Source organism: Halomonas citrativorans (assembly GCF_900163645.1).
GTDB lineage: Bacteria > Pseudomonadota > Gammaproteobacteria > Pseudomonadales > Halomonadaceae > Vreelandella > Vreelandella citrativorans.
In genome coordinates this window covers 54,723-79,369 of sequence record NZ_FUKM01000048.1, presented here as the reverse complement: position 1 = coordinate 79,369, position 24,647 = coordinate 54,723, and the positions used below count along the sequence as shown (strand labels likewise).

Here is a 24,647-nt window from a genome sequence, read left to right as displayed (position 1 = left end):
ATAAAAAACCCCGCCGAGGCGGGGTTTGGTTTTTTGCGCAGTCAGCAAATTACTCTTTGCTGGCTTCTTGTGCCTGCTTGCGCAGCTCACGAGGATCGTTATGCGCACGGGTACGGCGACGACGCGGCTTGGGTGCTTCTTCAGCCACTTCTTCGGCGATAGGTGCGTCTACCGATTTAGCGGCGTGTGGCGCAACGTCAGCGGTAGTGTCGTCAGTCTGTGCATCTGCCTGGGGTACGTTATCCGCAGGTGTTCTGCTTTCTACGGATTCCTGAACAGGTGTAGCGTCTGCCAACTCATTTACCGGTGCCAACTGTTGGGGTTCATCGGCAACGCCGCTTTCGGCCAATTCAGTGGGCGATGGCGCGAGCGTAGTATCGGCGTCGCTACTTGCGTCGCTTTCGAGCTTTTCATCGATCTGGTGCGGAAGAGATATGACATCGTCACTCTTCAGTTCATCTGCCGTTTTCGGCTCATCTTCCGTGACCGGTGCGCTTTCAGGCTCGGCAGCTACGGGCGTCTCTTGTTGGGCCGGTGCTGTTGCTTCAGCTGGCGCAACGTCATGCTCGGCGACTGTCGGAGAGGGCTGTTCCGCTTTAAGTGTTTCGGCGGGTTCGACTGCCGCTACCGGAGTCGCTTCGTCAGCAGCGCTAACGTCGGTGTTTTCCGTGTCTTGAGGCTTGGCACTTTCCTGAGCTGGTTCCTGAGATAGTGCTTGAGAAAGCTCCTGAACGGTTCCCTGAGTGTTTTCCTCAGCGGTCGCTTGATGCGATTGGCTGTCAGCGTGATTGCTATCCGCAATGCTGCTGGCAGGCGAAGCTTCAGCTTGCGTTTCAGACAACTGCGCAGAGGCTTCAGAAAGGCTTTCGGGAGCTACTTCCTGCTTCGGTGCTTCAGTTTCGGGCGTTTCCGTTGCTGGGGCCGTGGCGCCTGCGTGCGTTGCCTCTTCGGCTGCTTGGGCCTGCAGTTTTAACTGCTCGGCTTCCGCCTGGGGGCTAACCGCCAGCTTGCGTGAACGGTTGCGCGGGTTGTTGCGCGTACGTTTCGGTTTGCCATCATCCTGGGCAGTTGGCTGCTCTGCGTCGTTGTGCGAAGCCTCTTTTGCAGGTTTATTGTCGCGCTGAGCATCTCGACGCGACTCTTTCTGAGGCGCTTTCTTCGATGTATCAAGATTTTCGTCTTTTGCGGGAGATGCCTCTTTCTGGCTCTGGCGGCTGTTTTTGCTGCCACTTTCCTGCGCTTTAGCATCGTCCTGCTGCTGGTTTCGGCGACGATTGCGAGTGCGAGAAGGGCCGCTGCGCTTATCGTTGGCTTCTTCGCTGACATCGGCATTGGCATTGCGCGACGGGGTTTGCCGCTGATCTGCCTTGCTGTTTTCGGTGCGCTCGCTACGGGCAGGACGCTGTTTCGTCTCACTGCCTAATGGGGCCGGTTTCTGTTGGCTGCGCTCGGCTTGTTTACGTGGCGCAGGCGCTGCTGGCTTGCTAGCAGGGGCTTCGGCTGCGCTGTTGTCATCGCTGCCCAGTAGCTTTGCAAACCCGCGGATAAAGCGCCCAATAACGCTGGGTTGCTCATCATTGGTTGTGGGCGCGGTGGCCTTGGCTGCTGCTGGCTCATCCGTCTGTAGCGAGGCGGGTGCGGGTGCATTATGAGCAATGCTCTTAACTGCCGCTTCAGCGCGCTGTGTGGGCGGCGCGAAGTTGGGGTTGGGCTCTTTACCTACTTCGGTATCGGTAGATAGCTCGAAGCTTGACAGTGTTTGTGTGTCATCTTCATCTATATGATCATCGCGTAAACGCTGCACGTCATAATGAGGCGTATGCATTTCCGGGTTAGGTAGCAGTACAACGCGTACCCCTTGGCGCGACTCAATATCGGCCAGTACGCTACGTTTTTCATTGAGCAGGTAGGTAGCGACAGGTACTGGCAGAATCGCACGGATTTGTGCGCTACGCTCTTTCATGGCCTCTTCTTCGATAAGGCGCATAATCGAGAGTGAAAGCGAGCGTACATCACGGATGGTGCCTTGGCCGATACAGCGCGGGCAGACCACGCCGCTGGTTTCGCCTAGTGAAGGACGCAGGCGCTGGCGTGACATCTCCATCAAGCCAAAGCGTGAAATGCGACCAATCTGTACCCGTGCGCGGTCAAGCTTCAAGGCATCGCGCATGCGGTTTTCGACTTCGCGCTGATTGCGTGCCGGACCCATGTCGATAAAGTCGATCACCACCAGGCCGCCAATGTCACGAAGGCGCAGCTGGCGGGCGATTTCATCGGCCGCTTCAGAGTTGGTCTGAAGGGCGGTTTCTTCAATATCGCTGCCGCGGGTCGCCCGGGCGGAGTTGATATCGATTGAAACCAGTGCTTCGGTGTGGTCGATAACGATCGAGCCGCCAGACGGGAGTTTTACCTCACGCTGATAGGCTGTTTCGATTTGGGACTCGATTTGAAAGCGTGAGAAAAGCGGCACTTCATCCGCATAGAGTTTGATTTTTTGCTGATACGAAGGCATTACCTGGCGAATAAAGCCTAGCGCTTCAGCATGAATCTCAGGGCTGTCAATGAGCACTTCGCCGATATCCTGGCGCAGGTAATCCCGCATGGCCCGGATAATAACGTTGGATTCGCGGTAAATCAGGAACGGAGCAGGGCGCTTGGCGGCCTCCGTGGTGATTGATTCCCACACCTGAGCCAGATAATCCAGGTCCCACTGAAGTTCTTCGGGATTACGACCAATGCCCGCCGTACGCACGATGAGACCCATTTTGTCAGGTACGGTGAGCTGACCCATGGCGTCTTTTAGCTGGCTGCGCTCTTCACCCTCAATGCGGCGAGAAATACCGCCTGCACGAGGGTTGTTGGGCATAAGCACCAAAAAGCGGCCTGCCAAGCTAATGAAGGTCGTTAAGGCTGCGCCTTTGTTGCCGCGCTCTTCCTTGTCCACCTGCACGATAACTTCCTGACCCTCTTTCAGCACCTCTTTGATACTGGGGCGGCCAGATACATCTTTGATAAAGTATTCGCGGGAGATTTCCTTGAGCGGTAGAAAGCCATGGCGTTCTGCGCCAAAGTCAACGAAGGCCGCTTCAAGGGAAGGTTCCACGCGGGTAATCTTGCCGCGGTAAATATTGGCTTTTTTCTGCTCTCGTGCACCTGATTCAATATCCAAATCGTACAGGCGTTGTCCATCAACCAGCGCGACCCGAAGCTCTTCGGGTTGGGTCGCATTGATAAGCATCCGTTTCATGTTGTCTCGCATAGCGTTGTGCACCGACGGACCGTCTAAGGAGTGACGTAGACGAATCGGTGGGTGCTGCGTGCTTGTGCTCGGCGCATGGTTATGCTGACGCGGCAAGCCAGGAAGGTTTTAACCGACCCGGCTGACAGGTTGAGTACGTGGCGGAGGCAGGACGTGTTTCGGTGGCTGTCACGTCCATCCGGCCCTGCTGACACCGCCTACACCTAGCATTCATCGATTCGTCAACGCCGGCCGTCGGCACAGCGTTGAACTTGTCGCCCAGAAGTGGCCAGCGCCTTGTGACGAAAAGGCGGGGCAGTTCTGAGCGTGGCGTTTTATTTAGCATTCGCTTGCCGTTTTAGGCCAAGCGTTAGCAAATCTGTCGACATCATACGGGCGACAGAGTGACTGCATTTAATACGTTAAGATTCGGGCAATGCGTACACTGGCGCCGCTTCTTGTGCTCAGGCCTGCGTGTTAGTCGGGCAGGCGCTTTTAGCTAAACGTGGTAGTAGCACTTGTGAAAACAGTAATACTCGACAAGCTGCCCACGCTTAGTAGTGAACGATTTGGAATATAACAGTAAAGACAACTACCAGCAATTGACGCAATGCCCTTGGGTCTACGTTAGAATGCCGTTTTTAGCCTGGCATCATAGAGACACAGCAGGAGTGCGCGGCAATGGCCGAAGGGCGTGAAGTACAGTGGGTGGATATCGCCCCGGAACAGGCAGGTCAAAGAATTGACAATTTTTTGATGACTCGCCTGAAAGGTGCTCCTAGAGCATTGATATACCGCATCGTACGTAAAGGTGAAGTGCGGGTTAATAAAAAGCGCGTCAAGGTGGACTATCGTCTCCAGGCGGGTGACCTGGTTCGGGTGCCGCCATTACGTTTGGCGCCGCGTGAGGCGGTGAAGGAAGTCAGCGATAATTTGCGTGACGTGTTAGTAGGTAGCGTCATTATGGAAGGCCCTGACTGGATGGTGCTTAATAAGCCTTCTGGCTTGGCGGTGCATGGGGGGAGCGGGGTTAAAATCGGGTTGATTGAAGCACTGCGTCAGGTGCGGGATGATTTGAGCTTTTTGGAGCTTGTTCATCGGCTTGATCGCGATACCTCTGGCTGCTTGTTGCTGGCGAAGTCTCGTGATGCCTTGGTGACACTTAACGAGTCGTTAAAAAAACATGGCATGGACAAGCGTTATCTGGCGCTTGTGAGTGGTCGCTGGCCTGCACGTAAAACCTATGAAAGCGCGCGTCTTGACCGATTCGACGCAGGCAACGGTGAGCGTAGAGTGCGGGTGGATCCAAACGGCAAGGTATCGCGCACCCATTTTGCTGTTGTTGAAACCTTTGAGAAAGCCACGCTGATTGAAGCCGAGCCGGTGACCGGACGAACACATCAAATTCGCGTTCATGCGACTCATGCGGGGCATGCGCTGCTTGGGGATGATAAGTACTCGACACGTGAAAGTGCGCACTTGACGAAACAGCTAGGCGTTAGCCGTCTGTTTCTGCATGCCCGCTCGCTAACGTTTCCGGAACCTACCAACGGCCGCCCAGTGACCGTTAAGGCGCCGTTGCCAGAAGTTCTGGAAGACGTGCTCAAGCGTGCTCGGCAATAAATGCACGGGCAGTGAAGTAATAAGGGGCGGTAATGCGTTACGAGCTGATTATTTTTGATTGGGACGGCACCCTGATGGATTCGGTGTCGAAAATTGTTGCCTGCATGCAGGCAGCGGCCCAAGAGGCAGAGTGGGGCGAGCTGGACGTCGCGGCAATTAGAGATATTATCGGCCTGGGACTCCCTGAAGCCATCGCCAAGCTGTGCCCGGGCATCGGTCCTGCTCAGGCCGAACGCTTGCGTCAGCGCTATTCACATCAGTTTGTGCATGGGAACACAACGCCCATGCCGTTTTTTAATGGGGTCGAGGCGCACGTAGCGCGCCTTCGCGAGCGCGAACAGCAGCGTTTGGCCGTTGCCACGGGTAAAAGCCGTCGTGGCCTTGACCGGGTTTTCACTGAAACGGGAAGTGGGAGCTGGTTTCATGCTAGTCGCACCGCAGATGAAACACGTTCAAAGCCACACCCACAAATGCTGAATGAGTTGCTTCTAGAGCTTGACGTTCCCGTGGAGCGTGCGGTGATGGTAGGCGATACTGAATATGATTTGGAAATGGCGCGGGCCATCGGTATGGATCGTGTGGCAGTAACTTACGGTGTTCATACGCCAGCGCGGCTAGCGGCAAGCCAGCCCAAGTGGGTCGCTCATAACGTTGAAGATCTTTTTGGCTGGCTGCATGGATAGAGGATGCGACGTTGGGTGGATGGTCAATCATCTAGCGTCCCTAAACTCAAGAAGGATGATATATGAGTGATGATTGGCGCCGCAGTGATAGCCGCGGGTACCAACAGTCTGCGGACAGCCCTACGCCTGATCATTCAAGTCAGGATCGCTGGACACAGGGCCCGGACGTGGCGGCTTATAAAGATGAGGCTGCTACGGTGGGGGCGGCAGGCGATGATGCTGAAACGCTACGTGAGCGGCAGCGCTTGGCTCAGGTTGAAATGATGGATCGCTGGATTGGTGGCGTGTTAACGGAGCAGCGCCGTACACGGCGTTGGAAGTTGTTTTTCCGTTTCATGACGCTCTTTTTGATACTGGCGTTCGTCGCGACCGTTGTATATAACGCCTTTTGGGCGACAACGGGCGATGCGTCTACCCTGCAGCGTCACTTAGGCATCGTAGACGTTAATGGCGTTATCGCCAGTGACGCTCCAGCAAATGCCGAGCGTATCATTCAGGGGCTAAACCGCGCCTGGGAATCCGATAATGTCGAAGCCGTTGTGCTGCACATTGATAGCCCTGGTGGTAGCCCGGTTCAATCGCAGCGTATTTATGCGGAAATCATGCGCCTGCGCGAACAGGGTGATAAGCCGATTCTGGCGGTTATCGAGGATATCGGTGCGAGTGGGGCGTATTATATCGCCTCGGCAGCAGATGAAATTATTGCTTCACCGGCAAGCCTGGTGGGCTCGATTGGGGTTATTTATGCAGGGTTTGGCTTTCAGGATGCGATCAGCCAGATAGGTGTGGAGCGCCGTGTGTTAACGGCGGGCGAGAATAAGGCATTTTTGGATCCGTTTCAGCCGCTTGATGAAGAAGCGCAGGTATTCTGGCAGAGTGTTTTAACGCAAACACATCAGCAATTTATGGATGACGTTCGTGCTGGGCGAGGCGATCGGCTAAGCGATCAGCCCGATATATTCTCTGGGCTTATCTGGAGCGGCGAGCAGGCGCTTGAGCTTGGCTTGGTGGACCAACTGGCAAGTCTGGAAGAAGTGGCGCGTGATCAGGTGGGTGAGGCGAGTTGGGAAGATTACACGCCGCGCCTTGATCCGTTTGATCGGCTGACGCGACGCTTTACTCAAGTGGCGGCGGAGGTGCTTGGCCTTAAGGCGCCTAACTCGCCGCTACGCTACCAAGCACAATAAGCCTGACGTTAACCGTCGAGTGGGTCCATGCCCACTTGACGCAGCATGCTACATAGCGCAATAAGCGGAAGTCCGATCAGTGCATTCGGATCGCGCCCTTCTAACGCTTCAAACAGCGTGATGCCTAATCCTTCCATTCGAAAGCTGCCAGCGCTGTCCAATGGTTGCTCAAGGGCGACATAGCGCTCAATTTCGCGTGTGGTTAGCGGCCGAAAGACAACGTCGAAAGGCTCTATATGGGTATAGTGACGTTGCCTTTGGGTATCAAGCAGCGCTAAGCCGGTTAAAAAGGTAACGCGCTGACCTGAAAAGCGCGCCAGGTTGGCGCAAGCGCGTTCCTGCGTGTGAGGCTTGCCCAGTATGTCGCCTTCAAAGAGCGCTACCTGGTCTGAACCGATGATGTAGTGATTGGGGAAGTGGGGCGCCACGGCGTTGGCTTTGCTGAGCGCTAAACGATGCACAAGCGCCTTGGAGGACTCATTGGCGCGAGGTGTTTCGTCAATGTCGGGTGAATAGCACTGATAGGGAAGCTGTAAGCGTTCCAACAGCTCTCGTCGCCAGCGCGAACTTGAGCCCAGCACCAGCGATGCGTTTTGAGTAAGCGGCACGCCATTTCTCCTAAGCGATTTGGAATAAAAAGGGAGTGTAGCGAAAGCCAGCGAGCGTGCCTAATTTGCTGGTTTGGGCGATAAGTCATGGGGAAATGTGCGATAAACCACGAAGAATTGTGTTGAAGCTTTGACACCAGCGGGGGGAGTGCCTATCATTGCGCGCCTATGTTGACCTCACAACTCCCCAGCCGGGTTGAGCCTTATAAGCTTGCAGCCCGCCGCGAACGACTAGAAGGCGTAGTGGCACTGAATTCGTTGCCACGGCTTGCCGAAGAGGCAGGTGACCAAACAGGCGACTGTCATGTTGTCCTTGAGTTTGGTGTGGATGCCCAAGGTCGTCGTGAAATTCGTGGCCATTTGCAAGCGACACTGGCATTGCCATGTCGTCGTTGCTTGGTGCCGCTGAGCCAAGACGTGTCCAGTGATTTCCTGCTTGGAATGATCAGTGACGAGGCCTTGGCCGCCGAGCTGCCTGCCAGTCATGAACCGGTGCTGGTGGAAAAAGAACAGCTGGATCTACTAACGGTAGTTGAGGATGAGCTTATCCTCAGTCTGCCGCAGGTGGTCTATCACGATGAGACCGAATGCCATGTCTCGGCGGAGCAGCTGGTCAGCAAGACAGACGGCACGTCAGAAGAAGCGACGCCGGCCACGAACCCTTTCGCAGTGCTTAATGCCTTAAAGGGCAAAAAGTAAGCGTTATTTACCCTACACACCCTGGAGTAAACACCCATGGCAGTTCAAAAGAACCGTAAGACTCGTTCCAAGCGCGGTATGCGTCGTAGCCACGACGCGCTGAGCGCGCCGACGCTGTCTCAGGACAAAGAAACCGGTACGACGCACCTGCGTCACCACGTCGCTGCAGATGGTTTCTACCGTGGTCGCAAGGTGGTTGAGGTATAAGCCTTAACTATCTTGTTAAGCGGCCAAGTAGAGTGGGTGCTGCATGCGCCTAGCGATTGATGTGATGGGAGGCGATCAAGGCTCCCATGCGGTTATCGAAGGCTCTGCAAGAGCAGTGATTGAACATCCTGGTCTTGAATTGACTCTGTTTGGTCCGCGTCAGCAAATTATTGCTGAGCTTTCACGCTTGCCGCAGCCTTTGGCTGCGGCAGCGTCACGTTTAGCGGTTAGTGATGCCCCTTTAAGCATCTCTCAGGCATCAAGTGCTGCCTGGGCGCTTAGACACGGCCAGGCGAGTAGTATGGCGTGTATGCTGCGAAGCCTTCGGCTGGGTGAGTCAGTTGCTGGAGTAAGCGCGGGCAATACGGCTGCGTTGGTGGCTCTTGCTCGTCGTGAACTGGGAACGCTTAAAGGTATTTCGCGCCCTGCCATTAGTACTGCGATTCCGGCCCGTTACGGTCGCCGCTGCTACTTACTGGATTTAGGGGCGAACGTGGATTCACCCGCGCACCGGTTGGTTGATTTTGCCGTCATGGGTGCTGCGATGGCACAGTGTGTCGATAATGTAAGCCTGCCCCGTGTTGCGCTGCTTAATGTGGGGGCGGAAGCCACAAAGGGGAGTGCTAATGTGCGCGAAGCAGACCGGCTTCTGCGCGAATATCCTGATGCGTCCGCCTTTGCCTATCACGGGTATGCCGAAGGTGGTGATCTTTTTGAAGGCAAGCTTGATGTGGTTGTGTGTGATGGCTTTGTCGGGAATGCCGTACTCAAAGCAAGCGAAGGTTTGACTCGTATGCTGGTTGAGCGTGTCCAAATGGCGTTTGAATCGCGTCTAAGCGGTCGTTTGGCAAGTCTACTGGCCAAGCCTGTGTTGCGCTATCTAAAGCAAGAATTAAACCCTGTGCGCTACAATGGGGCAAGCCTGCTTGGTTTGAAGGGCATCGTGGTGAAAAGCCATGGAGGTACCCAGGCAGAGGGTTTTTACTATGCGATCCAGCGCGCTGTACGTGAAGTGGAGCATAATCTGCCCGCGCGTATGGCAGGGCGTTGGGAGCGCCGTTAATACAATTTTCAGCTATTAAGAAAGGCGCCCATGTGTGCACCATGGTGTAGGGTATGGGTGCAGAGTGCTACTAGGTAAAGTGCTCGATAATAATAGGTTAGAACTTATTTTGCGGGCTATTGGTGACAGCAGGATGTACCCATAGCCACGCCTATCGCTCAAATGAGCAAATGCCTAAAGAGCAAAGGTGAACGACATGTCTCAACCCCTTGCCCTCATTTTTCCCGGGCAAGGCTCTCAGCAGCTTGGAATGCTGCGTGAGCTAGCCGAACGCTATAGTGTAGTGGGAACAACATTTGAGGAAGCTTCGGATGCACTTGGTTACGACTTGTGGAAAGTCGTCCAGGAAGGCCCCGAGGCCACGCTAAACGCGACCGCTTGCACGCAGCCTGCGCTGCTTTCTGCTAGTGTTGCAATTTGGCGGGTGTGGCAGGAGCTTGAAGGGCCTCGACCTACTGTCATGGCCGGGCATAGCCTGGGTGAATATAGCGCCATGGTGTGTGCGGGCGTGATGGGCTTTGCTGAAGGCGTTCAACTGGTTCGCCTTCGTGGCGAAGCCATGCAGGACGCAGTGCCGGTCGGTGAGGGCGGTATGGCGGCTATTCTCGGCTTGGAGGATAATGCGGTTGAAGCCGCTTGCGCCAGTGCTGCGCAGGGAGATATTGTTTCGGCCGTTAATTATAATTCACCGGGCCAGGTCGTGATTGCTGGAAGTGCCGCTGCGGTTGAGCGGGCGATTGTGGCGTGTCAGGAGGCGGGTGCCAAGCGTGCAATGGCGCTACCGGTTTCGGTGCCTTCACATTGTGAACTGATGCGTCCAGCAGCCGAGCGTTTGGCCGCCGCTATGGAAAGTGTCGAATTTCGAGCGCCACGTTACACGGTTATTCAAAACGTAGATGCGCAGGCGCATGCCGACATTGATACGCTGCGTACGCGGTTGATCGAACAGCTTTATCAACCGGTGCGTTGGGCAGCATGCGTTGAAGCCATGGCTGCTCAGTCTGTTAATGTGTTTATTGAGTGTGGTCCAGGTAAAGTGCTGACAGGGCTTAACAAGCGTATTGTCCGTGGTGCTAAAGGGCTGGCAGTCAATGACCCTGACAGCCTGGATGCGGCGCTTGAGCTGGCACGTGAAGCGCAGGCTGGTGACGCCTAGTTCGCCGAAATTTTCGCTATCCTTGCTTATTTATGTGGTTAAAAAGCAAATAGTTAAAGGCAAAAAATTATGACGCAAGAACGCCGAGTTGCGCTTGTTACTGGTGCCAGTCGTGGTATCGGTCGAGCGATTGCCCACGAGCTGGGCCGTCAGGGCCGTATCGTGATCGGAACCGCGACCAGTGAGTCCGGTGCACAAAAAATTGATGCCGATTTGCAGCAAAACGGCATTGAAGGTGCTGGTCTTTGCCTTAACGTGACGGACCAGACGAGCATTGATGACGTGCTTAAGGTCATCGCGGAGCGCTTTGGTGCGCCGACAATTTTGGTTAATAACGCGGGTATTACGCGTGATAATTTATTGATGCGCATGAAAGAGGATGAGTGGGATTCGGTGATGGATACCAATCTCAAGTCCGTCTATCGTGTAAGCAAGGCGTGCCTGCGAGGCATGACCAAAGCGCGTTTTGGACGTATCGTATCCATCAGCTCTGTAGTGGCGACCATGGGTAACCTTGGCCAGACTAACTATGCGGCTGCAAAAGCGGGTATGGAGGGTTTTAGCCGTGCGTTGGCACGTGAAGTGGCTTCACGTGCAATTACCGTTAATGCGGTAGCACCAGGCTTCATTGCCACCGATATGACCGAAGCGTTGCCGGAAGCACAGCATGAAATGCTGCTGAAGCAAATTCCGTTGGCTCGTCTGGGCGGCCCGGAAGAGATAGCCGCCGCTGTCGGTTTTCTTACCAGTGATGCTGCAGGTTACATTACCGGTGAGACGCTGCATGTGAATGGCGGCATGAATATGCGTTGATGGCCTTAGGCTTAGCGGTTGCGTCTGCCTAAGGGCGTCTATAAACTACCCCGCAGCTTTTGGCTTGCGGTTTCCAAATAGCTGGTTATCCAAAACGGCTAATGTGAACGACTGGAGTACGTTAATGAGTACTATTGAAGAGCGCGTTAAGAAAGTTGTAGCAGAGCGCCTGAACGTTAAAGAAGAAGACATCCAGAACAGCTCTTCTTTCACTGAAGACTTGGGTGCTGACTCGCTTGACACTGTTGAGCTGGTAATGGCTTTGGAAGAGGAATTCGATACTGAAATTCCTGATGAAGAGGCGGAAAAAATTACGACAGTTCAGGAAGCCATCGACTACGTAAACGCCCACCAGTAAGGGCAAGTTGATGCATCAAACGAGGGTGTGGTGCTAGCACCCCCCTTAAAAGCCGCCCTTTTAACGGGCGGCTTTTTTGCTTTGTGCTTCACCGTAAACATAACGTTCAATCTCCGTTATACTAGGCACCTAATTTCTGCTGAAAATGACCCGGATGGGTCGAGTCACCATGGATGCCTGGAGGAAAGCTAATGGCGCGAAGAAGGGTAGTGGTAACTGGGTTAGGCCTGGTGACCCCAGTGGGCAATAGCGTGGATGAAACGTGGGCGAATATTACGGCCGGTAAGAGCGGCATAGCGCCCATTGAGCACTTTGATACAAGTAGCTTCAATACACGCTTTGGTGGTTCGGTTAAGAATTTTGATATTAGCTCTTATCTGAATCCCAAAGAAGCCCGCAAAATGGACCTGTTCATTCAGTACGGCATGGCGGCTGGCGCGCAGGCAATTCAGGATGCTGGTATTACCTGTACAGAAGAGAATGCACCGCGTATCGGGGTGGCCATGGGGTCAGGCATTGGTGGCCTGCCCATGATCGAGCATAACCACAATGCGCTTAATAAGGGCGGCGCTCGTCGCGTATCACCTTTTTTCGTGCCGGGCTCCATCATCAATATGATCTCGGGCAATTTGGCGATTCAACATGGCTTTCAAGGCCCTAACATCGCTATTACCACCGCATGTACCAGCGGTACGCACAATATTGGCTATAGTGCACGTACGATTGCCTATGGTGATGCGGATGTCATGATCTGCGGTGGTGCTGAAATGGCAACGACGCCACTTGGCCTAGGAGGCTTCTCTGCCGCCCGAGCGCTTTCAACGCGTAATGATAATCCCGAAGCAGCAAGCCGTCCTTGGGATAAAGATCGCGATGGCTTTGTTCTCTCGGATGGTGCCGGTGTACTGGTACTTGAAGAGTACGAGCATGCCAAAGCACGTGGCGCGAATATCTATGCCGAGCTTGTCGGGTTTGGTATGAGTGATGATGCCTATCACATGACGGCACCGCCTGCAGATGGTCGCGGGGCTGCGCTTTCCATGAGCAATGCGATTAAAGATGCTCAAATGGACCCTTCCGAAGTGCACTATATTAACGCGCATGGAACCTCCACGGCCGCTGGCGACCTTGCAGAAAGCCGTGCTGTTGAACGGGTAATGGGCAGTGCCGCTCAGGATGTGGCGGTAAGTTCTACCAAGTCCATGATTGGCCATTTGTTAGGAGCTGCTGGCGCTGTTGAAGCGGTGTTTAGCATCCTGGCCATTCGTGATCAGGTGGCACCTCCAACCATTAACCTGGATAACCCTCAGGAAGGCTGCAATCTGGATTATGTGCCGCACACGGCGCGTAACATGCGCATTGATGTTGCCTTGTCCAACTCGTTTGGGTTTGGCGGCACCAACGGCTCGCTGCTGTTTAAAAAGGTATAACGCAAGATGACCCTACCTCAGGTGCCGTTTGATGATCGCGGGCTGGCGTATGGGGACGGCGTGTTCGAAACGGTACTGCTGCGTAACGGTAAACCGGTGCTGTGGGCATACCACGTAGCGCGGTTGGTGAAGGGGTGTCAGCGGCTCGGCATTCCAGTTCCTTGCCAAGAGGCGATAGATGCCACTTGGCAGGGAAGCGCCACAGCACCGCTTGAAGTATTAAAACTGATTGTTACACGGGGTAGTGGTGGAAGGGGGTATGCATTACCTGATACACCAACACCCCGTTTACTAAGTCGGCGGACTTCTTTCGCCCCTATGGTTGAGCGCTGGAAAAGCGGCGTGACGGTGCGTATCTGTCGCATACGCTTGGCTCACCAACCGGCTTTGGCTGGTATCAAGCATTTGAACCGCCTCGAAAATGTAATGGCACGACAAGAGTGGCAGGATGTGTCGATTGCCGAAGGTTTGCTGGCGGACGCTCAAGGGCAGTTGATCGAGGCGACCAGCATGAACCTGTTTTGGCAGCAACACGGTGAACTGTTTACGCCGCCACTCGATACATGTGGCGTGGCCGGTACATTGCGTGCCGCGTTAATTGCTGAAGGCGCTGTGCGCGAAGCCAATCTAACCCTTGAAGCCTTACCCGCCGTTGAGCGCGCTTGGGTGGCGAACTCCGTACAGGGGGTATGGCCAGTGGCGACGTTATTGTCTGAAGATGCGGATTGTCTGCAGCGTTGGCCGATTAATCAGCCCGATAAGTTCCAAACACAGGCGCATCGTCTGCTTGGCTATGCGTCAACTTATACCGCAAGCCCTGACCTATTTTGTTGAGGTGATACGTTGAAACGGTTACTGGCCGCTGTTGGAATTATTCTGGTATTGGGCGTCGTTGGCGTCGCAGGCAGCTATTTTTATTGGCAAAGCCGATTAGACGCTCCTCTTGCTTTAGAAGTCCCTGTTTTATATCAGGTGCCTGCTGGAGCAGGCTTTAATCAGGTGGTTGCGCAGTTGGAGGCGCAAGGGATTCTTGAGGATGCCTGGGCTTTTCAAGTATTGGCTCGGGTTCAGCCGGAACGTATTCCCCGTCTTCGTGTGGGCGAATATGAGTTAACGCCCGGTATGAATGGGCTTGAAATGCTGGGGCTGTTAGGCAGTAACCGAGTGGTGACGTATCCGTTGACGCTTCCAGAAGGACGCTCATTCAGTCAACTACGCGATCTACTCAATAACGCGCCCAAGCTGGAGCATCGCACGGCGGAGTTGAGCGATGAAGAAATAATGACCTTGCTGGATAGAGAAGGCACCTTTCCAGAGGGCTGGTTTTTCCCCGATACGTACCGCTACCACCTGGGTATGAGTGACGTCGATATTTTGCGCCAAGCGTTGGTGCGGATGGAAAACATTTTAGAAAAGGTATGGGCCGCACGTTCCGATGACCTGACCATTGAGACGCCTTATGAGGCGCTTATTATGGCATCGCTGATTGAGCGTGAAACAGGCGCGCCTGAAGAGAGGCGTGAGATCGCCGGTGTCTTTAAGCGCCGGACGGAGCAGGGCATGCGCCTACAAACTGATCCGACCGTGATTTATGGTATGGGCGACCGGTATCAAGGGCGCATTACCTATGCCGATCTGCGTGAAGCCACGCCTTACAATACCTATGTGATTGATGGCATGCCGCCTACGCCGATTGCCATGCCGGGGCGAGCGTCGCTTGAAGCAGCGGTCGATCCCCTGCCTGGCGAGACGCTCTATTTCGTATCCAAGGGTGACGGCACACACCACTTTTCGCGTACGCTGCGTGAGCACAATAATGCAGTTAATCGCTATATTCGCAACCGCTGATCCAAAGTGTTGGTTTTTCATGAAGTTGATCTCAACGATGCAAGCGTTGATTAAGGGATGGCAATGACCAAGCGGGGACGCTTTATTACGCTTGAAGGCGGTGAGGGCGTAGGTAAATCCACCAATATGGCTTTTGTGGTCGCATCGCTGGAAGCGCAAGGTCTTGACGTGGTGAGCACCCGCGAACCAGGGGGAACGCCGCGCGCCGAGGCGATCCGCGCGCTACTGCTGGACCCTGCTCCCCAAGAGCCATTGCACGCCGATGCCGAGCTGTTACTCATGTTTGCCGCGCGAGCGCAGCATCTGGCCGAAAAAATAGTACCTGCATTGGAGCGCGGTGCATGGGTGGTATGCGACCGTTTTACTGATGCAACCTTTGCCTATCAGGGCGGCGGGCGTGGTATGTCGGTTGAGCGTATTGCCCAGCTTGAAGCCTTTGTGCAGAAGGGGCTAACGCCAGACCTGACGTTACTGCTCGATATGCCGTTAACTGCGGCGCAGTCGCGCCTGGAGTCGCGGCTTAACAGCCGCAATGAACAGCGTGACCGCTTTGAGCAGGAGCGGGGCGAGTTCTTTCACGCCGTCCGTGACGCCTACCTGGCGCGTGCTAGTGCTGAGCCTGAGCGCTTTGCGCTCATTAATGCCCATCAGCCGCTGGCCAGCGTGCAAGCCGATATACTGGGTGCGCTCGCCGAACGGATAGCCCTATGGCGTTAAGCGGCCTACTGCCTTGGCATGAGGCCACATGGCAGCAGTTGGTGCGGCTGTCAGATGAGGGGCGTATGCCCCATGCCATTTTGTTAAGCGGCGCTCACGGCGTGGGTAAGCAGCAGCTGGCAGAGGTGCTAATTGCCCGCATGTTGTGCGCAAACCCGAATGGGCTGGCATGCGGCCAGTGTCACAGCTGTTCCATGCTGGCGTCGGGTTATCATCCGGACCTGTTGCGGGTTTCGCCTGAAGAAGGCAAGCGCCAGATACGTATTGACCCTATCCGCGATGTTAATCGGTTTGTCTCACAGACCGCTCAGCAGGGCGGCTATCGCGTGATTGTTATTTCACCGGCAGAGAGCATGAACATCGCCGCGGCCAATGCGTTGCTTAAAAGTCTGGAAGAGCCTGGTGCTAAAACGCTGTTTATTCTGCTGTCTGATGTGCCATCTCGCATGTTGGCGACTATTCGCTCCCGGTGCCAGCAGTGGTCGTTGCCCAGTGTACCTTTCACTGCGTGTCGCAGCTGGTTAATCGAAAAGTTGGGCGGTGAGGAAGAGGCGCACTTTTGGTGGCAGGTATCGGGTGGATTACCGCTTTTGGCGGCTGAATTAGCCTCGCCTGAAGAGCGGGCATTACGCCACCAGATTCATGACTGCTTTGAGCAACTGGTGCGGGGCGCTGAGCCGGTGTCGGAGGCCGCACGGCTGGACCGCCAAGCGATTGACGCTATCTTGTGGTACGGTATCGCGTGGCTTGAAGACTTAATTCGTTTGGGTATTTCAGGTGAAGCAAGCGTACTACATAATCCCGATTTAGAGCCCCTTTACCGCCAGGCGGTCAAAAACGGCCGTGCACAGGATTGGTTCCGTTTGCTGGATTACGCCCGAGAACAGCGGCGCCTGTTAGCGGTTGGGGCCAACCCAAACCCGCAGTTGGTGCTTGAAGCATGGTTAGTGCGTTGGGCAGCGCTACTGCGCTCATAGCGTTATTGCGTTGGCTATGGATTTCAACCATCAACCTCTAGTTATGTATTTACGACTGTGGTCATGGGTTTACCGGCGAGTGAGGTTGATATGAGTGTTCAGAAAGCCCTTGCCCTCACCGTACCTGATACGTCTACGCTATTTTCAGCTTATATGCCGTTTTTGGAGCGTGGAGGTCTGTTTGTACCTACCAAAACGCCCTATGCGCTGGGTGATCAGGTCACTTTATTGCTCACGTTGCCGGGTGAGTGTGAACGCCTGACGGTTTCGGGTGATGTCGTATGGATATCGCCTGACGAGGTAAGTAGTCAGCGTGTCGCGGGAATTGGTGTTCACTTTAGCTTCAAGGATAGCGCTCTGCGCGAGCGCATCGAAATGCTGCTGGAAGCTGATGACCATACGGCTCCCTCATTGACGCTTTAGCGTTATCCTGCCTTTTTTATTTCTCTTTTTGGTTGATGAGACGTTCATGTTTGTTGATTCGCACTGTCATTTGGATCGTTTGTCGGAGCACACACACGGTGGTGATATCGCCGCCACGCTAAACGCGGCGAGAGCTGCAAACGTTAGCCAGTTTTTGGCGATTTCAGTGACCCTTGAGGATATGCCAGGCCTCGCTGCGATTGCTCGTGAGCATAGCGACGTCGCTATTTCGGCGGGCCTTCATCCGCTGCATACGCCTGTTCAAGAGCCATTGGCGAGTGATATTCAAGAAGCCGCAGAGCAGTACGGCGCCATTGCCATTGGTGAAACCGGGCTGGATTATCACTATCAGGAAAGCGTGCTGGTTGCGGTGCAGCATGAGCGCTTTAAGCAGCACTTGATTGCTGCCCGCGAGCTTGAGTTGCCAGTTATCGTACATACCCGGGAAGCCAAGGAAGACACGCTTGCCTTGTTGCGAGAATATAGCGATCCACGCGTCGGTGGTGTGCTCCACTGCTTTACTGAAGACTTGGACATGGCGCGTGAAGCGGTGCGGCTTGGCTTCTATATTTCGTTGTCCGGTATTATTACCTTTAATAACGCGGCGTCGCTGCGTGAATTGGCCCGTCAACTGCCGCTGGATCGTCTTCTTGTTGAAACCGATAGTCCTTACTTGGCCCCTGTGCCTTACCGTGGCAAACCCAACGAACCTGCGTGGGTCGTTGAGGTGGCAGAGTGCATCGCCAAAGCGCGGGGTATCAGTGTCGACGAAGTGGCCATGCAAACGACGGCCAACTTCTTTCAGCTTTTTAAAGCGGCCGTGCCGGATGCGCCTGCGCATGTTAAACAGGCCCTGGCGCAGTCTGGGCTCGTGTCTTCACGTTAAGCGGTATTAGCGCAAGGCGGATGCAATGAATATTGATCGACTCCTGCAGCAGCGTCAAAGTGTGGCCACTATTCCGCCTGTGGATCAATGGCAGCCAGCGCTGTCTGGCGATATCAATATTGTGATTCAAGCAGACGGCACCTGGTTACACGAAGGACAACCGTTTGCCCGTCCTGATGTTGTGCGTTTGCTATCCTCGCTGTTGCGCCACGACCCGGAAGGCTACTGCCTGGTTACACCTGTTGAGCGTTGGTGTCTCCAGGTAGACGATTTGCCCTTTGTGGCTGTTGAGGCCGACTTTCATGATGATGCCTGGTGGTTTACGACCCAGTTTGAAGATGTCGTGCGCCTTGACGCGACACACCCTCTGGCGTTCAGCGAGACCCCGGGTGGCGAGATGCTGCCGGAAATTGCTGTCCGTTATGGGTTATCCGCCCGATTACATCGCCATGTTTTTTATCAGTTGGTTGACGCGGCAAGTATGAAAACGCTGGTTAATGGCCAGTGTGAAGTCGGTGTGTGGAGTGCCGGTGAATGGTTTCCACTCGGCTGTGTGGATGCTGAGGACGGTGCTGGTGGCGGTAATGGCGCACCGAGTGAGGCTTTGTGAAGTTAACCGCAGAACAACTTGCTGTTGTCCATCATGAAAACGGCCATGCCAGAGTAGCGGCAGTCGCCGGTGCGGGTAAAACCACCACTATGGCAGCACGAGTACTGCACCTGCTGGCCGGTGGGGTTGCGCCCAAGCGGATGCTGATATTGATGTTTAACCGCTCGGCACGGGATGATTTTCATCAACGCTTGGTAAGCATGGCTCCTTCCGGGCAGGCGCTGCCTGCGGTGCGTACTTTTCACTCGCTGGGGCATCGATTAACCCAAAGTCTGTGCCGTTGGGGAGTGCTCGCATCACGCCGATTGCTGTCGGCTGACTGGCAGTTGGAGCGCTTGCTTCGCCAGGCAAGTTTAAATGTACTGCATGAAAGCGTTGAGCGGCGCGATGCGGCCATTGAGGGCGAGCGCCTGGAGGCGCTGGCGCATTTTTGTAATCTGGTCAAAGCAGAAATGGCCGAACCTCAAGCACTTTATGAGCGGCTTAACTACGAGCCGGACACCGATTATTTCCCCGGCGCGTTTAACGAAGCAGAGCGAATGCTAGCGGATGAAGGTCTTATGACCTACGCCGATTTGCTTTATCGGCCACTCTTGGCGCTGGAAGCTGACCGTGCGCTACGCCAGCGCGTGGAGGGCTTTTTGGATCACGTTATTATTGATGAGTATCAGGATATCAACGCGGCTCAGCAACGCCTCCTTGCGGTATTAGCGGGAAGCACGGCTGCGGTTATGGCGGTAGGGGATGCCAATCAGTGTATTTACGAGTGGCGTGGTGCGCGGCCGGACACCATGCTGGAGGATTTTACCGCGACCTTCGGGCAGCCCACCGATTACCCACTATCAACGACGTTTCGCCATGGGCATGCGCTGGCATTAACAGCGAATCACGCGATTGTTGCCAATCAACGACGTCCCGATCAGCTCTGTTTAGCGGCGGCAAATAATCCGGACACGCGGGTATCGGTCGGGCAGGGAAGTGCTGTCCTGCTGGATACCTTGATGGATTGGAGTGCGCAGGGACGCGCTTTTTACCAGGTCAGCCTGTTAGTGCGCAGTTGGGCACTTTCCGTGCCGTTCCAACTGGCGTTATTGCAGGCCGGCATCCCCTTTCGCTTACTACGTGAAGATCGTTTTGTCTTTCGCTTACCGCTGGTGCAGGCGTTGGTGGGTTACTTAAAACTATCTCGCCGTCCTGAGCTTCTCCACGACCCGGAGCACTTGCTGTTACTACTCTCTCAGCCGACCCCTTTTGTTGCACGGGAACGCCTACAGCGCTTGGCCTACCAGTTGGCCACTACGCAAGACTGGCCAGAACGGCATGACCCCGTGCTTACTGAGCTAAAGCCGCTTCAACGGCGTACGTTAAAAAAACGCTGGGCGTTATTGTGTGAGCTTCCCAAGCTAAGTGCATGGCCATCCGCTAAATTACTTAGCCATGTAGTGGAAAGCATCGACGCTGAAAAAACGTTAAAGCGTGCCGCAGCCCGGCGAGATAAAGGTGAGGAGGACGTCCGCCTTTTGGATGTGCTGATCGAACAGGCTCAAAGCGTGCCTGATCCTGACGCCTTTATAGCGTTATTAGAGCGTCCGGTTGAAAACCAGGCCGAGGGTGTCCTGATTTCAACCGTGCATGGTGCCAAAGGGTTGGAGTGGCCGCTTGTGGTAGTCGCTGGCGTCAATGAGGAAGACTTCCCGCATTATAGCCGGGATACGCCGCTTAGCGATGAGCGTCTTGAAGAAGAACGCCGACTCTTTTATGTCGCGATTACTCGCGCAGAAGAGCAGCTTCTGGTCATGCACGATGGTGGCTCGCATCGTCCAAGTCGCTTTATTGCTGAAAGCGCCTGGCAAGACAGCATGCATATTGCCGAGTGTTTGGCGAAGAGCGAACCCACAAGCGCTGCGTTACAAGCGGCTTCGCCAGCGATTGTAAAACGCTATCTTGAGCGGTTAGGACGTGAAGATATTACGTTAACGGTGCCCGAGATGAAGGAGCCCCAAGCCGCTTATGCGCCTGGGGAGCACTTTTACCCCGGTCAACGCCTGCATCACGCCGTTTTTGGTGAGGGAGAGATTGCCTCGGTAGAAGGTAATCCCTCTGACCCGGTCATTGATGTGCGTTTTGTTCAAGCAGGCAGGCGACGTTTAATTGCTCGCCGCGCACCCATTGAGCGATTAGAGCCACCTGTGCAATCCGCCTAACAATTAGGCGGTGCAAGTGGCTCTTTTGCCGCTGTCGTTTACAGCTTACATATTGGGATAGTTGGGCCCACCGCCGCCTTCAGGCGCTACCCAGGTAATATTCTGGGCCGGGTCCTTAATGTCACAAGTTTTGCAGTGCACGCAGTTCTGGAAGTTGATCTGAAAACGTGGCTGCCCAGCATCATCCTCTACCACTTCATACACGCCAGCGGGGCAGTAACGCTGGGCCGGCTCGGCGTACTTGGGTAAGTTGTGCTTAATCGGAATGTCAGGATCGTCCAGGCGCAAGTGGCATGGCTGGTCCTCTTCGTGATTGGTGTTGGAGAGAAACACCGAAGACGACTTATCAAACGAGAGCTTTCCGTCAGGCTTGGGATAATTGATTTTTTCAAACTCTGCCGCCGGTTTTAGAGCGCCGTAATCAGTGGTCGTGTCGTGAACATTGGGCAGCTTGTTGCCCAGCAACTGATTAACAAAGTTGTAAGCGCCGCCACCCACGGTGCCGTACTTATGCATGGCGGGTCCAAAACTTGCGCTCTCTTTCAGTTCTTCGTAAGCCCAGCTGGCTTCCCACTTTTGGGTAAAACTAGTGAGCTCTTGAGCGCCTTCATCACCCGCTTTTAGGGCTTCAAAAACGCTTTCAGCGGCCACCAGGCCTGACTTCATGGCGGTATGCAGGCCTTTGATTTTGGAGAAATTAAGGGTTCCTGCATCACAGCCAATCAGTAGGCCGCCTGCAAACGTCATTTTAGGCAGGCAGTTAAAGCCTCCTTTGGTGAGTGCCCGGGCGCCGTAAGCCACGCGCTTACCGCCTTCCAGATATTGGCTAAGCGCGGGGTGATGCTTCATGCGCTGAAATTCATCAAACGGCGAAAGCCAGGGGTTCTGATAGGAAAGATCCATAATCAGCCCGACAACCACCTGCTGGTTTTCAGCGTGATACAGGAACCAGCCCCCCGAGGTGTCTTTACCCAGCGGCCAGCCAGAGCCGTGAACCACAAGCCCCGGTTCATGCTTGTCAGCAGGAACGTCCCAGAGTTCTTTTAGGCCTATGCCGTAGTGTTGTGGATCGCGTCCGGCATCAAGGGAAAAATGCTTGATTAAGCGTTTGCCTAAATGGCCGCGCGCACCTTCGGCAAACAGCGTGTATTTGGCGCGCAGCTCCATGCCGGGCATATAGCCATCTTTCGGCGTGCCGTCAGCGGCAACGCCCATATCGCCTATCAAAATGCCGCGTACGGCGTCTTCTTCAATAATGACGTCCTGGGCGGCGAAGCCAGGGAAAATTTCAACGCCAAGCTCTTCAGCTTGCTCGGCGAGCCAGCGGCACAGATTGCCAGCACTGATCACGTATCGCGTTTGATCACCGCCGGTATTGTGCATGCTTTTGGGGACCAGCGAATTGGGTAGCTTCTGCGCCTTTTGATCATCTTTCAGCAGGTATACATCGTCGCGAATGGCGGGAGTGTTCAAAGGGGCGCCACGCTCTTGCCAATCGGGAAAGAGTTCATTGAGCGCCCGTGGCTCAAACACCGCGCCAGATAAAATGTGCGCGCCCACCTCTGAGCCTTTTTCCACCACGCAGACGGTGAGCTCATGTTCGGCTTCATTTGCTTGTTGCATCAGGCGGCAGGCAGCGGCAAGTCCAGAAGGGCCCGCGCCTACAATCACTACATCGAAGTCCATGACGTCGCGTTCAACATTTTCCACCTGGTCTCTCCTTATTCTCATAAGTGCAGTGCCTTATAAAAACACGGCCTTAATATAAAACGGTCGTTTGCTTCTGGTTATGCTCCATGATAGGCATAATACCGTGGTCAGGTCACGCCTACGATGCTAAAAGCCGCGTTTCACACTAAGTGGCCCAAACGTATCCCTGTTTGGCGACTGTTCGACTATTGCGGTAGCGAATGGGTATTGTTGCTATTGGGCAGGCTGTGGCAAATTAACAAGGTTTTGAACTGCGTGCCTATCAAACGCTTGCATGAATCTCTTCGGCATCGTCATCGTGTATGGCGAGGCTGACTCTTTTATAAGCGGTGTCCGCTGGGCGGGTGCCGACTTTGGTTAACGGCTTTTGCCACCAGCCAAGCGAGGAACCTATGAAAGTACTCGTCGCGGTTAAACGCGTCATCGACTATAACGTCAAAATCCGCGTCAAAGCAGACCACTCTGACGTTGATCTTACCAATGTCAAAATGGCCATGAATCCCTTCTGCGAAATTGCGGTGGAAGAGGCTGTACGTCTAAAAGAGAAGGGCGTTGCTACTGAAGTAGTGGCCGTCACCGTTGGCCCCAAAGCCGCCCAGGAGCAGCTGCGTACGGCGCTGGCGCTGGGTGCTGACCGCGCTATTCACATCGAAACCGACGCGCGAGTTGAGTCGCTAGCAGTTGCCAAGTTGCTGGCCAAGGTGGTTGATGAAGAGCAGCCCGGCCTGGTCATTCTGGGTAAGCAGGCGATTGACACCGACAATAACCAGACGGGCCAGATGCTGGCCGCATTAACCAACTTGCCGCAAGGCACGTTCGCCTCAGAAGTGGTCGTTGATGGTGATACGGTTAATGTTACCCGTGAAATCGATGGCGGCTTGCAGACCGTTGCCCTGACGCTGCCTGCCATTGTGACAACCGATTTGCGCTTGAACGAGCCACGCTACGCCAAGCTGCCGGATATCATGAAGGCCAAAAAGAAACCGATGGATGTCAAAACCCCAGCCGATTACGGCATTGAGGTGGCATCCAAGGTAAGCCTTTTGAAAGTCGAGTCCCCGGCAGAACGTAAAGGCGGTATTAAAGTTGCGTCGGTGGATGAATTGATCGATAAACTAAAAAATGAAGCCAAAGTTCTTTAAGAAAAATTCTTTGAGATAAGTTCTTCAAGATAAGTGCTTTGAAAGGAGCTGATCTAATGAGCATTTTGGTACTTGCCGATATCAATGACGGCCAACTCGCCAGCGCCACAGCTCACGTGGTAGCCGCCGCCAAAGCCATCGGTGGCGATATTGACGTTCTGGTGGCTGGAGAGGGCGTCCAGGCCGCCGCTGAAGCAGCCGCCAAACTTGATGGCGTAAGCAAGGTGCGGGTTGCAGATAACGCTGTTTACGCTTACCAACTGGCTGAGCCCATGGGTGCGCTGCTGATGGAACTAGCCAATGGTTACACCCATGTGCTGGCGAGCGCCTCCACAACAGGTAAAAATGTGTTGCCGCGTTTGGCTGCACTGAAAGATGTTAGCCAGCTTTCCGACGTCATTGGCATTGAGGGCGCTGATACCTTCCTGCGTCCCATTTATGCGGGGAACGCCATCGCTACCGTGAAAAGCGATGATCCGCTGAAAGTAATTACCGTGCGCTCCAGCGCGTTTGATGCCGTTGCCGACAGCGGCAGCGCTACGGTCGAAGCGATCGACGTAGTGGTTGAAAACACCCAGTCAAGCTTTGTTAAAGAAGAGCTTGCACAGTCCGACCGCCCCGAGCTGGGTGGCGCCAAAGTGGTTATTTCAGGCGGCCGCGGCATGGGCAATGGTGAAAACTTCAAGCTGCTGGACGGTATTGCCGACAAGCTGGGGGCGGCCGTAGGTGCCTCACGGGCAGCGGTAGATGCAGGCTTTGTTCCTAACGACATGCAGGTCGGGCAAACTGGCAAGATCGTCGCGCCGGATCTCTACATTGCCGTGGGCATTTCGGGCGCGATCCAGCATTTGGCGGGCATGAAAGACTCCAAGGTCATTGTCGCGATTAATAAAGACGACGAAGCGCCGATCTTTCAAGTAGCGGACTATGGTCTGGTAGGCGATCTGTTTGATATTCTGCCTGAACTAGAGAGCAAGCTATAAGCTGTTTTGGGGGATCTGATTGATGTAAGCCGGCTGAATCAAGAGCCGGCTTTTTGCATGCGAGCAGTTAGATAAATCGCCC

General features: G+C 54.6%; 23 protein-coding genes. 20 read left to right on the top strand and 3 right to left on the bottom strand.

What is annotated here, in order from left to right; genetic code table 11:
• Positions 1–49: 49 nt before the first annotated feature.
• Entirely contained in the window at positions 50–3,247 is a 3,198-nt protein-coding gene (gene rne, locus CZ787_RS11545) for a ribonuclease E (protein WP_087109304.1), read from the bottom strand.
• 672 nt (positions 3,248–3,919) lie between these two features.
• Here rne and CZ787_RS11540 point away from each other — a divergent pair.
• From CZ787_RS11540 to sppA, 3 genes are all read left to right on the top strand, one after another.
• A complete protein-coding gene (locus CZ787_RS11540) occupies positions 3,920–4,861 on the top strand; it encodes an RluA family pseudouridine synthase (protein WP_087109302.1) in 942 nt (313 codons plus the stop codon).
• Between the two features lie 32 nt (positions 4,862–4,893).
• A complete protein-coding gene (locus CZ787_RS11535) occupies positions 4,894–5,544 on the top strand; it encodes an HAD family hydrolase (protein ID WP_087109300.1) in 651 nt (216 codons plus the stop codon).
• Positions 5,545–5,606: 62 nt separating this feature from the next.
• Positions 5,607–6,731, top strand: a complete 1,125-nt coding sequence (gene sppA / locus CZ787_RS11530; RefSeq protein ID WP_087109297.1) for a signal peptide peptidase SppA — start codon at positions 5,607–5,609, stop codon at positions 6,729–6,731.
• An 8-nt stretch (positions 6,732–6,739) separates the two neighbouring features.
• Here the strand turns inward: sppA and CZ787_RS11525 are convergent, their stop codons facing one another.
• Positions 6,740–7,339: a Maf family protein gene (locus tag CZ787_RS11525; RefSeq protein WP_087109295.1), complete on the bottom strand. Its 600-nt coding sequence runs from the start codon at positions 7,337–7,339 to the stop codon at positions 6,740–6,742.
• Between the two features lie 168 nt (positions 7,340–7,507).
• Between CZ787_RS11525 and CZ787_RS11520 the strand changes: the two genes are divergently transcribed.
• From CZ787_RS11520 to CZ787_RS11450, 15 genes are all read left to right on the top strand, one after another.
• Positions 7,508–8,038 carry a YceD family protein gene (locus CZ787_RS11520; RefSeq protein WP_087109293.1) on the top strand — a complete coding sequence of 177 codons (531 nt, stop codon included), beginning with the start codon at positions 7,508–7,510 and terminating at the stop codon, positions 8,036–8,038.
• Positions 8,039–8,074: 36 nt separating this feature from the next.
• On the top strand, positions 8,075–8,245 hold the full coding sequence (gene rpmF, locus CZ787_RS11515; protein ID WP_087109291.1) for a 50S ribosomal protein L32: 171 nt from the start codon (positions 8,075–8,077) through the stop codon (positions 8,243–8,245).
• Positions 8,246–8,288: 43 nt separating this feature from the next.
• A complete protein-coding gene (gene plsX, locus CZ787_RS11510; RefSeq protein WP_087109289.1) occupies positions 8,289–9,308 on the top strand; it encodes a phosphate acyltransferase PlsX in 1,020 nt (339 codons plus the stop codon).
• A gap of 196 nt (positions 9,309–9,504) precedes the next feature.
• Positions 9,505–10,464, top strand: coding sequence for an ACP S-malonyltransferase (gene fabD / locus CZ787_RS11505; RefSeq protein WP_087109287.1), 960 nt, complete (start codon positions 9,505–9,507; stop codon positions 10,462–10,464).
• Positions 10,465–10,533: 69 nt separating this feature from the next.
• Positions 10,534–11,277: a 3-oxoacyl-ACP reductase FabG gene (gene fabG, locus CZ787_RS11500; protein WP_087109285.1), complete on the top strand. Its 744-nt coding sequence runs from the start codon at positions 10,534–10,536 to the stop codon at positions 11,275–11,277.
• Positions 11,278–11,401: 124 nt separating this feature from the next.
• Positions 11,402–11,635 carry an acyl carrier protein gene (acpP, locus tag CZ787_RS11495; protein WP_008956801.1) on the top strand — a complete coding sequence of 78 codons (234 nt, stop codon included), beginning with the start codon at positions 11,402–11,404 and terminating at the stop codon, positions 11,633–11,635.
• Positions 11,636–11,826: 191 nt separating this feature from the next.
• Positions 11,827–13,065 carry a beta-ketoacyl-ACP synthase II gene (fabF, locus tag CZ787_RS11490; protein WP_087109283.1) on the top strand — a complete coding sequence of 413 codons (1,239 nt, stop codon included), beginning with the start codon at positions 11,827–11,829 and terminating at the stop codon, positions 13,063–13,065.
• A 6-nt stretch (positions 13,066–13,071) separates the two neighbouring features.
• The gene (gene pabC / locus CZ787_RS11485; protein ID WP_087109281.1) at positions 13,072–13,899 is read left to right on the top strand and encodes an aminodeoxychorismate lyase; all 828 of its coding nucleotides are present in this window, start codon (positions 13,072–13,074) and stop codon (positions 13,897–13,899) included.
• A gap of 9 nt (positions 13,900–13,908) precedes the next feature.
• Positions 13,909–14,913, top strand: coding sequence for an endolytic transglycosylase MltG (gene mltG, locus CZ787_RS11480; RefSeq protein WP_087109279.1), 1,005 nt, complete (start codon positions 13,909–13,911; stop codon positions 14,911–14,913).
• Between the two features lie 63 nt (positions 14,914–14,976).
• Positions 14,977–15,630 (top strand): dTMP kinase, encoded by a 654-nt coding sequence (gene tmk, locus CZ787_RS11475; protein ID WP_087109277.1) that lies wholly within the window; start codon positions 14,977–14,979, stop codon positions 15,628–15,630.
• Positions 15,621–16,607: a DNA polymerase III subunit delta' gene (locus tag CZ787_RS11470; protein ID WP_087109275.1), complete on the top strand. Its 987-nt coding sequence runs from the start codon at positions 15,621–15,623 to the stop codon at positions 16,605–16,607. Before tmk ends, CZ787_RS11470 begins: the two co-directional genes overlap by 10 nt.
• 90 nt (positions 16,608–16,697) lie before the next feature.
• On the top strand, positions 16,698–17,030 hold the full coding sequence (locus tag CZ787_RS11465; RefSeq protein ID WP_087109273.1) for a PilZ domain-containing protein: 333 nt from the start codon (positions 16,698–16,700) through the stop codon (positions 17,028–17,030).
• A 46-nt stretch (positions 17,031–17,076) separates the two neighbouring features.
• Positions 17,077–17,916 (top strand): TatD family hydrolase, encoded by an 840-nt coding sequence (locus CZ787_RS11460; RefSeq protein ID WP_087109271.1) that lies wholly within the window; start codon positions 17,077–17,079, stop codon positions 17,914–17,916.
• Between the two features lie 25 nt (positions 17,917–17,941).
• Positions 17,942–18,526 (top strand): DUF1285 domain-containing protein, encoded by a 585-nt coding sequence (locus tag CZ787_RS11455; RefSeq protein ID WP_087109269.1) that lies wholly within the window; start codon positions 17,942–17,944, stop codon positions 18,524–18,526.
• The gene (locus tag CZ787_RS11450; RefSeq protein ID WP_087109267.1) at positions 18,523–20,730 is read left to right on the top strand and encodes an ATP-dependent helicase; all 2,208 of its coding nucleotides are present in this window, start codon (positions 18,523–18,525) and stop codon (positions 20,728–20,730) included. Before CZ787_RS11455 ends, CZ787_RS11450 begins: the two co-directional genes overlap by 4 nt.
• Positions 20,731–20,775: 45 nt before the next feature.
• On the opposite strand, the gene CZ787_RS11445 is transcribed toward CZ787_RS11450, so the two are convergent.
• Complete coding sequence (locus tag CZ787_RS11445; RefSeq protein WP_087109265.1) at positions 20,776–22,440, bottom strand: electron transfer flavoprotein-ubiquinone oxidoreductase; 1,665 nt, start codon at positions 22,438–22,440, stop codon at positions 20,776–20,778.
• 392 nt (positions 22,441–22,832) lie between these two features.
• On the opposite strand from CZ787_RS11445, the gene CZ787_RS11440 reads away from it, so the two are divergent.
• Positions 22,833–23,582 (top strand): electron transfer flavoprotein subunit beta/FixA family protein, encoded by a 750-nt coding sequence (locus tag CZ787_RS11440; protein ID WP_087109263.1) that lies wholly within the window; start codon positions 22,833–22,835, stop codon positions 23,580–23,582.
• A gap of 56 nt (positions 23,583–23,638) precedes the next feature.
• Positions 23,639–24,565: an electron transfer flavoprotein subunit alpha/FixB family protein gene (locus CZ787_RS11435; RefSeq protein ID WP_087109261.1), complete on the top strand. Its 927-nt coding sequence runs from the start codon at positions 23,639–23,641 to the stop codon at positions 24,563–24,565.
• Positions 24,566–24,647 lie beyond the last annotated feature (82 nt).

What these genes read in the sequence shown, in the direction of transcription:
- rne (WP_087109304.1), bottom strand. Translation starts at nt 3,247, where the DNA reads ATGAAACGGATGCTTATCAATGCGACCCAACCCGAAGAGCTTCGGGTC.
- CZ787_RS11540 (WP_087109302.1), top strand. Translation starts at nt 3,920, where the DNA reads ATGGCCGAAGGGCGTGAAGTACAGTGGGTGGATATCGCCCCGGAACAG.
- CZ787_RS11535 (WP_087109300.1), top strand. Translation starts at nt 4,894, where the DNA reads ATGCGTTACGAGCTGATTATTTTTGATTGGGACGGCACCCTGATGGAT.
- sppA (WP_087109297.1), top strand. Translation starts at nt 5,607, where the DNA reads ATGAGTGATGATTGGCGCCGCAGTGATAGCCGCGGGTACCAACAGTCT.
- CZ787_RS11520 (WP_087109293.1), top strand. Translation starts at nt 7,508, where the DNA reads ATGTTGACCTCACAACTCCCCAGCCGGGTTGAGCCTTATAAGCTTGCA.
- rpmF (WP_087109291.1), top strand. Translation starts at nt 8,075, where the DNA reads ATGGCAGTTCAAAAGAACCGTAAGACTCGTTCCAAGCGCGGTATGCGT.
- plsX (WP_087109289.1), top strand. Translation starts at nt 8,289, where the DNA reads ATGCGCCTAGCGATTGATGTGATGGGAGGCGATCAAGGCTCCCATGCG.
- fabD (WP_087109287.1), top strand. Translation starts at nt 9,505, where the DNA reads ATGTCTCAACCCCTTGCCCTCATTTTTCCCGGGCAAGGCTCTCAGCAG.
- fabG (WP_087109285.1), top strand. Translation starts at nt 10,534, where the DNA reads ATGACGCAAGAACGCCGAGTTGCGCTTGTTACTGGTGCCAGTCGTGGT.
- acpP (WP_008956801.1), top strand. Translation starts at nt 11,402, where the DNA reads ATGAGTACTATTGAAGAGCGCGTTAAGAAAGTTGTAGCAGAGCGCCTG.
- fabF (WP_087109283.1), top strand. Translation starts at nt 11,827, where the DNA reads ATGGCGCGAAGAAGGGTAGTGGTAACTGGGTTAGGCCTGGTGACCCCA.
- pabC (WP_087109281.1), top strand. Translation starts at nt 13,072, where the DNA reads ATGACCCTACCTCAGGTGCCGTTTGATGATCGCGGGCTGGCGTATGGG.
- tmk (WP_087109277.1), top strand. Translation starts at nt 14,977, where the DNA reads ATGACCAAGCGGGGACGCTTTATTACGCTTGAAGGCGGTGAGGGCGTA.
- CZ787_RS11470 (WP_087109275.1), top strand. Translation starts at nt 15,621, where the DNA reads ATGGCGTTAAGCGGCCTACTGCCTTGGCATGAGGCCACATGGCAGCAG.
- CZ787_RS11465 (WP_087109273.1), top strand. Translation starts at nt 16,698, where the DNA reads ATGAGTGTTCAGAAAGCCCTTGCCCTCACCGTACCTGATACGTCTACG.
- CZ787_RS11460 (WP_087109271.1), top strand. Translation starts at nt 17,077, where the DNA reads ATGTTTGTTGATTCGCACTGTCATTTGGATCGTTTGTCGGAGCACACA.
- CZ787_RS11455 (WP_087109269.1), top strand. Translation starts at nt 17,942, where the DNA reads ATGAATATTGATCGACTCCTGCAGCAGCGTCAAAGTGTGGCCACTATT.
- CZ787_RS11440 (WP_087109263.1), top strand. Translation starts at nt 22,833, where the DNA reads ATGAAAGTACTCGTCGCGGTTAAACGCGTCATCGACTATAACGTCAAA.
- CZ787_RS11435 (WP_087109261.1), top strand. Translation starts at nt 23,639, where the DNA reads ATGAGCATTTTGGTACTTGCCGATATCAATGACGGCCAACTCGCCAGC.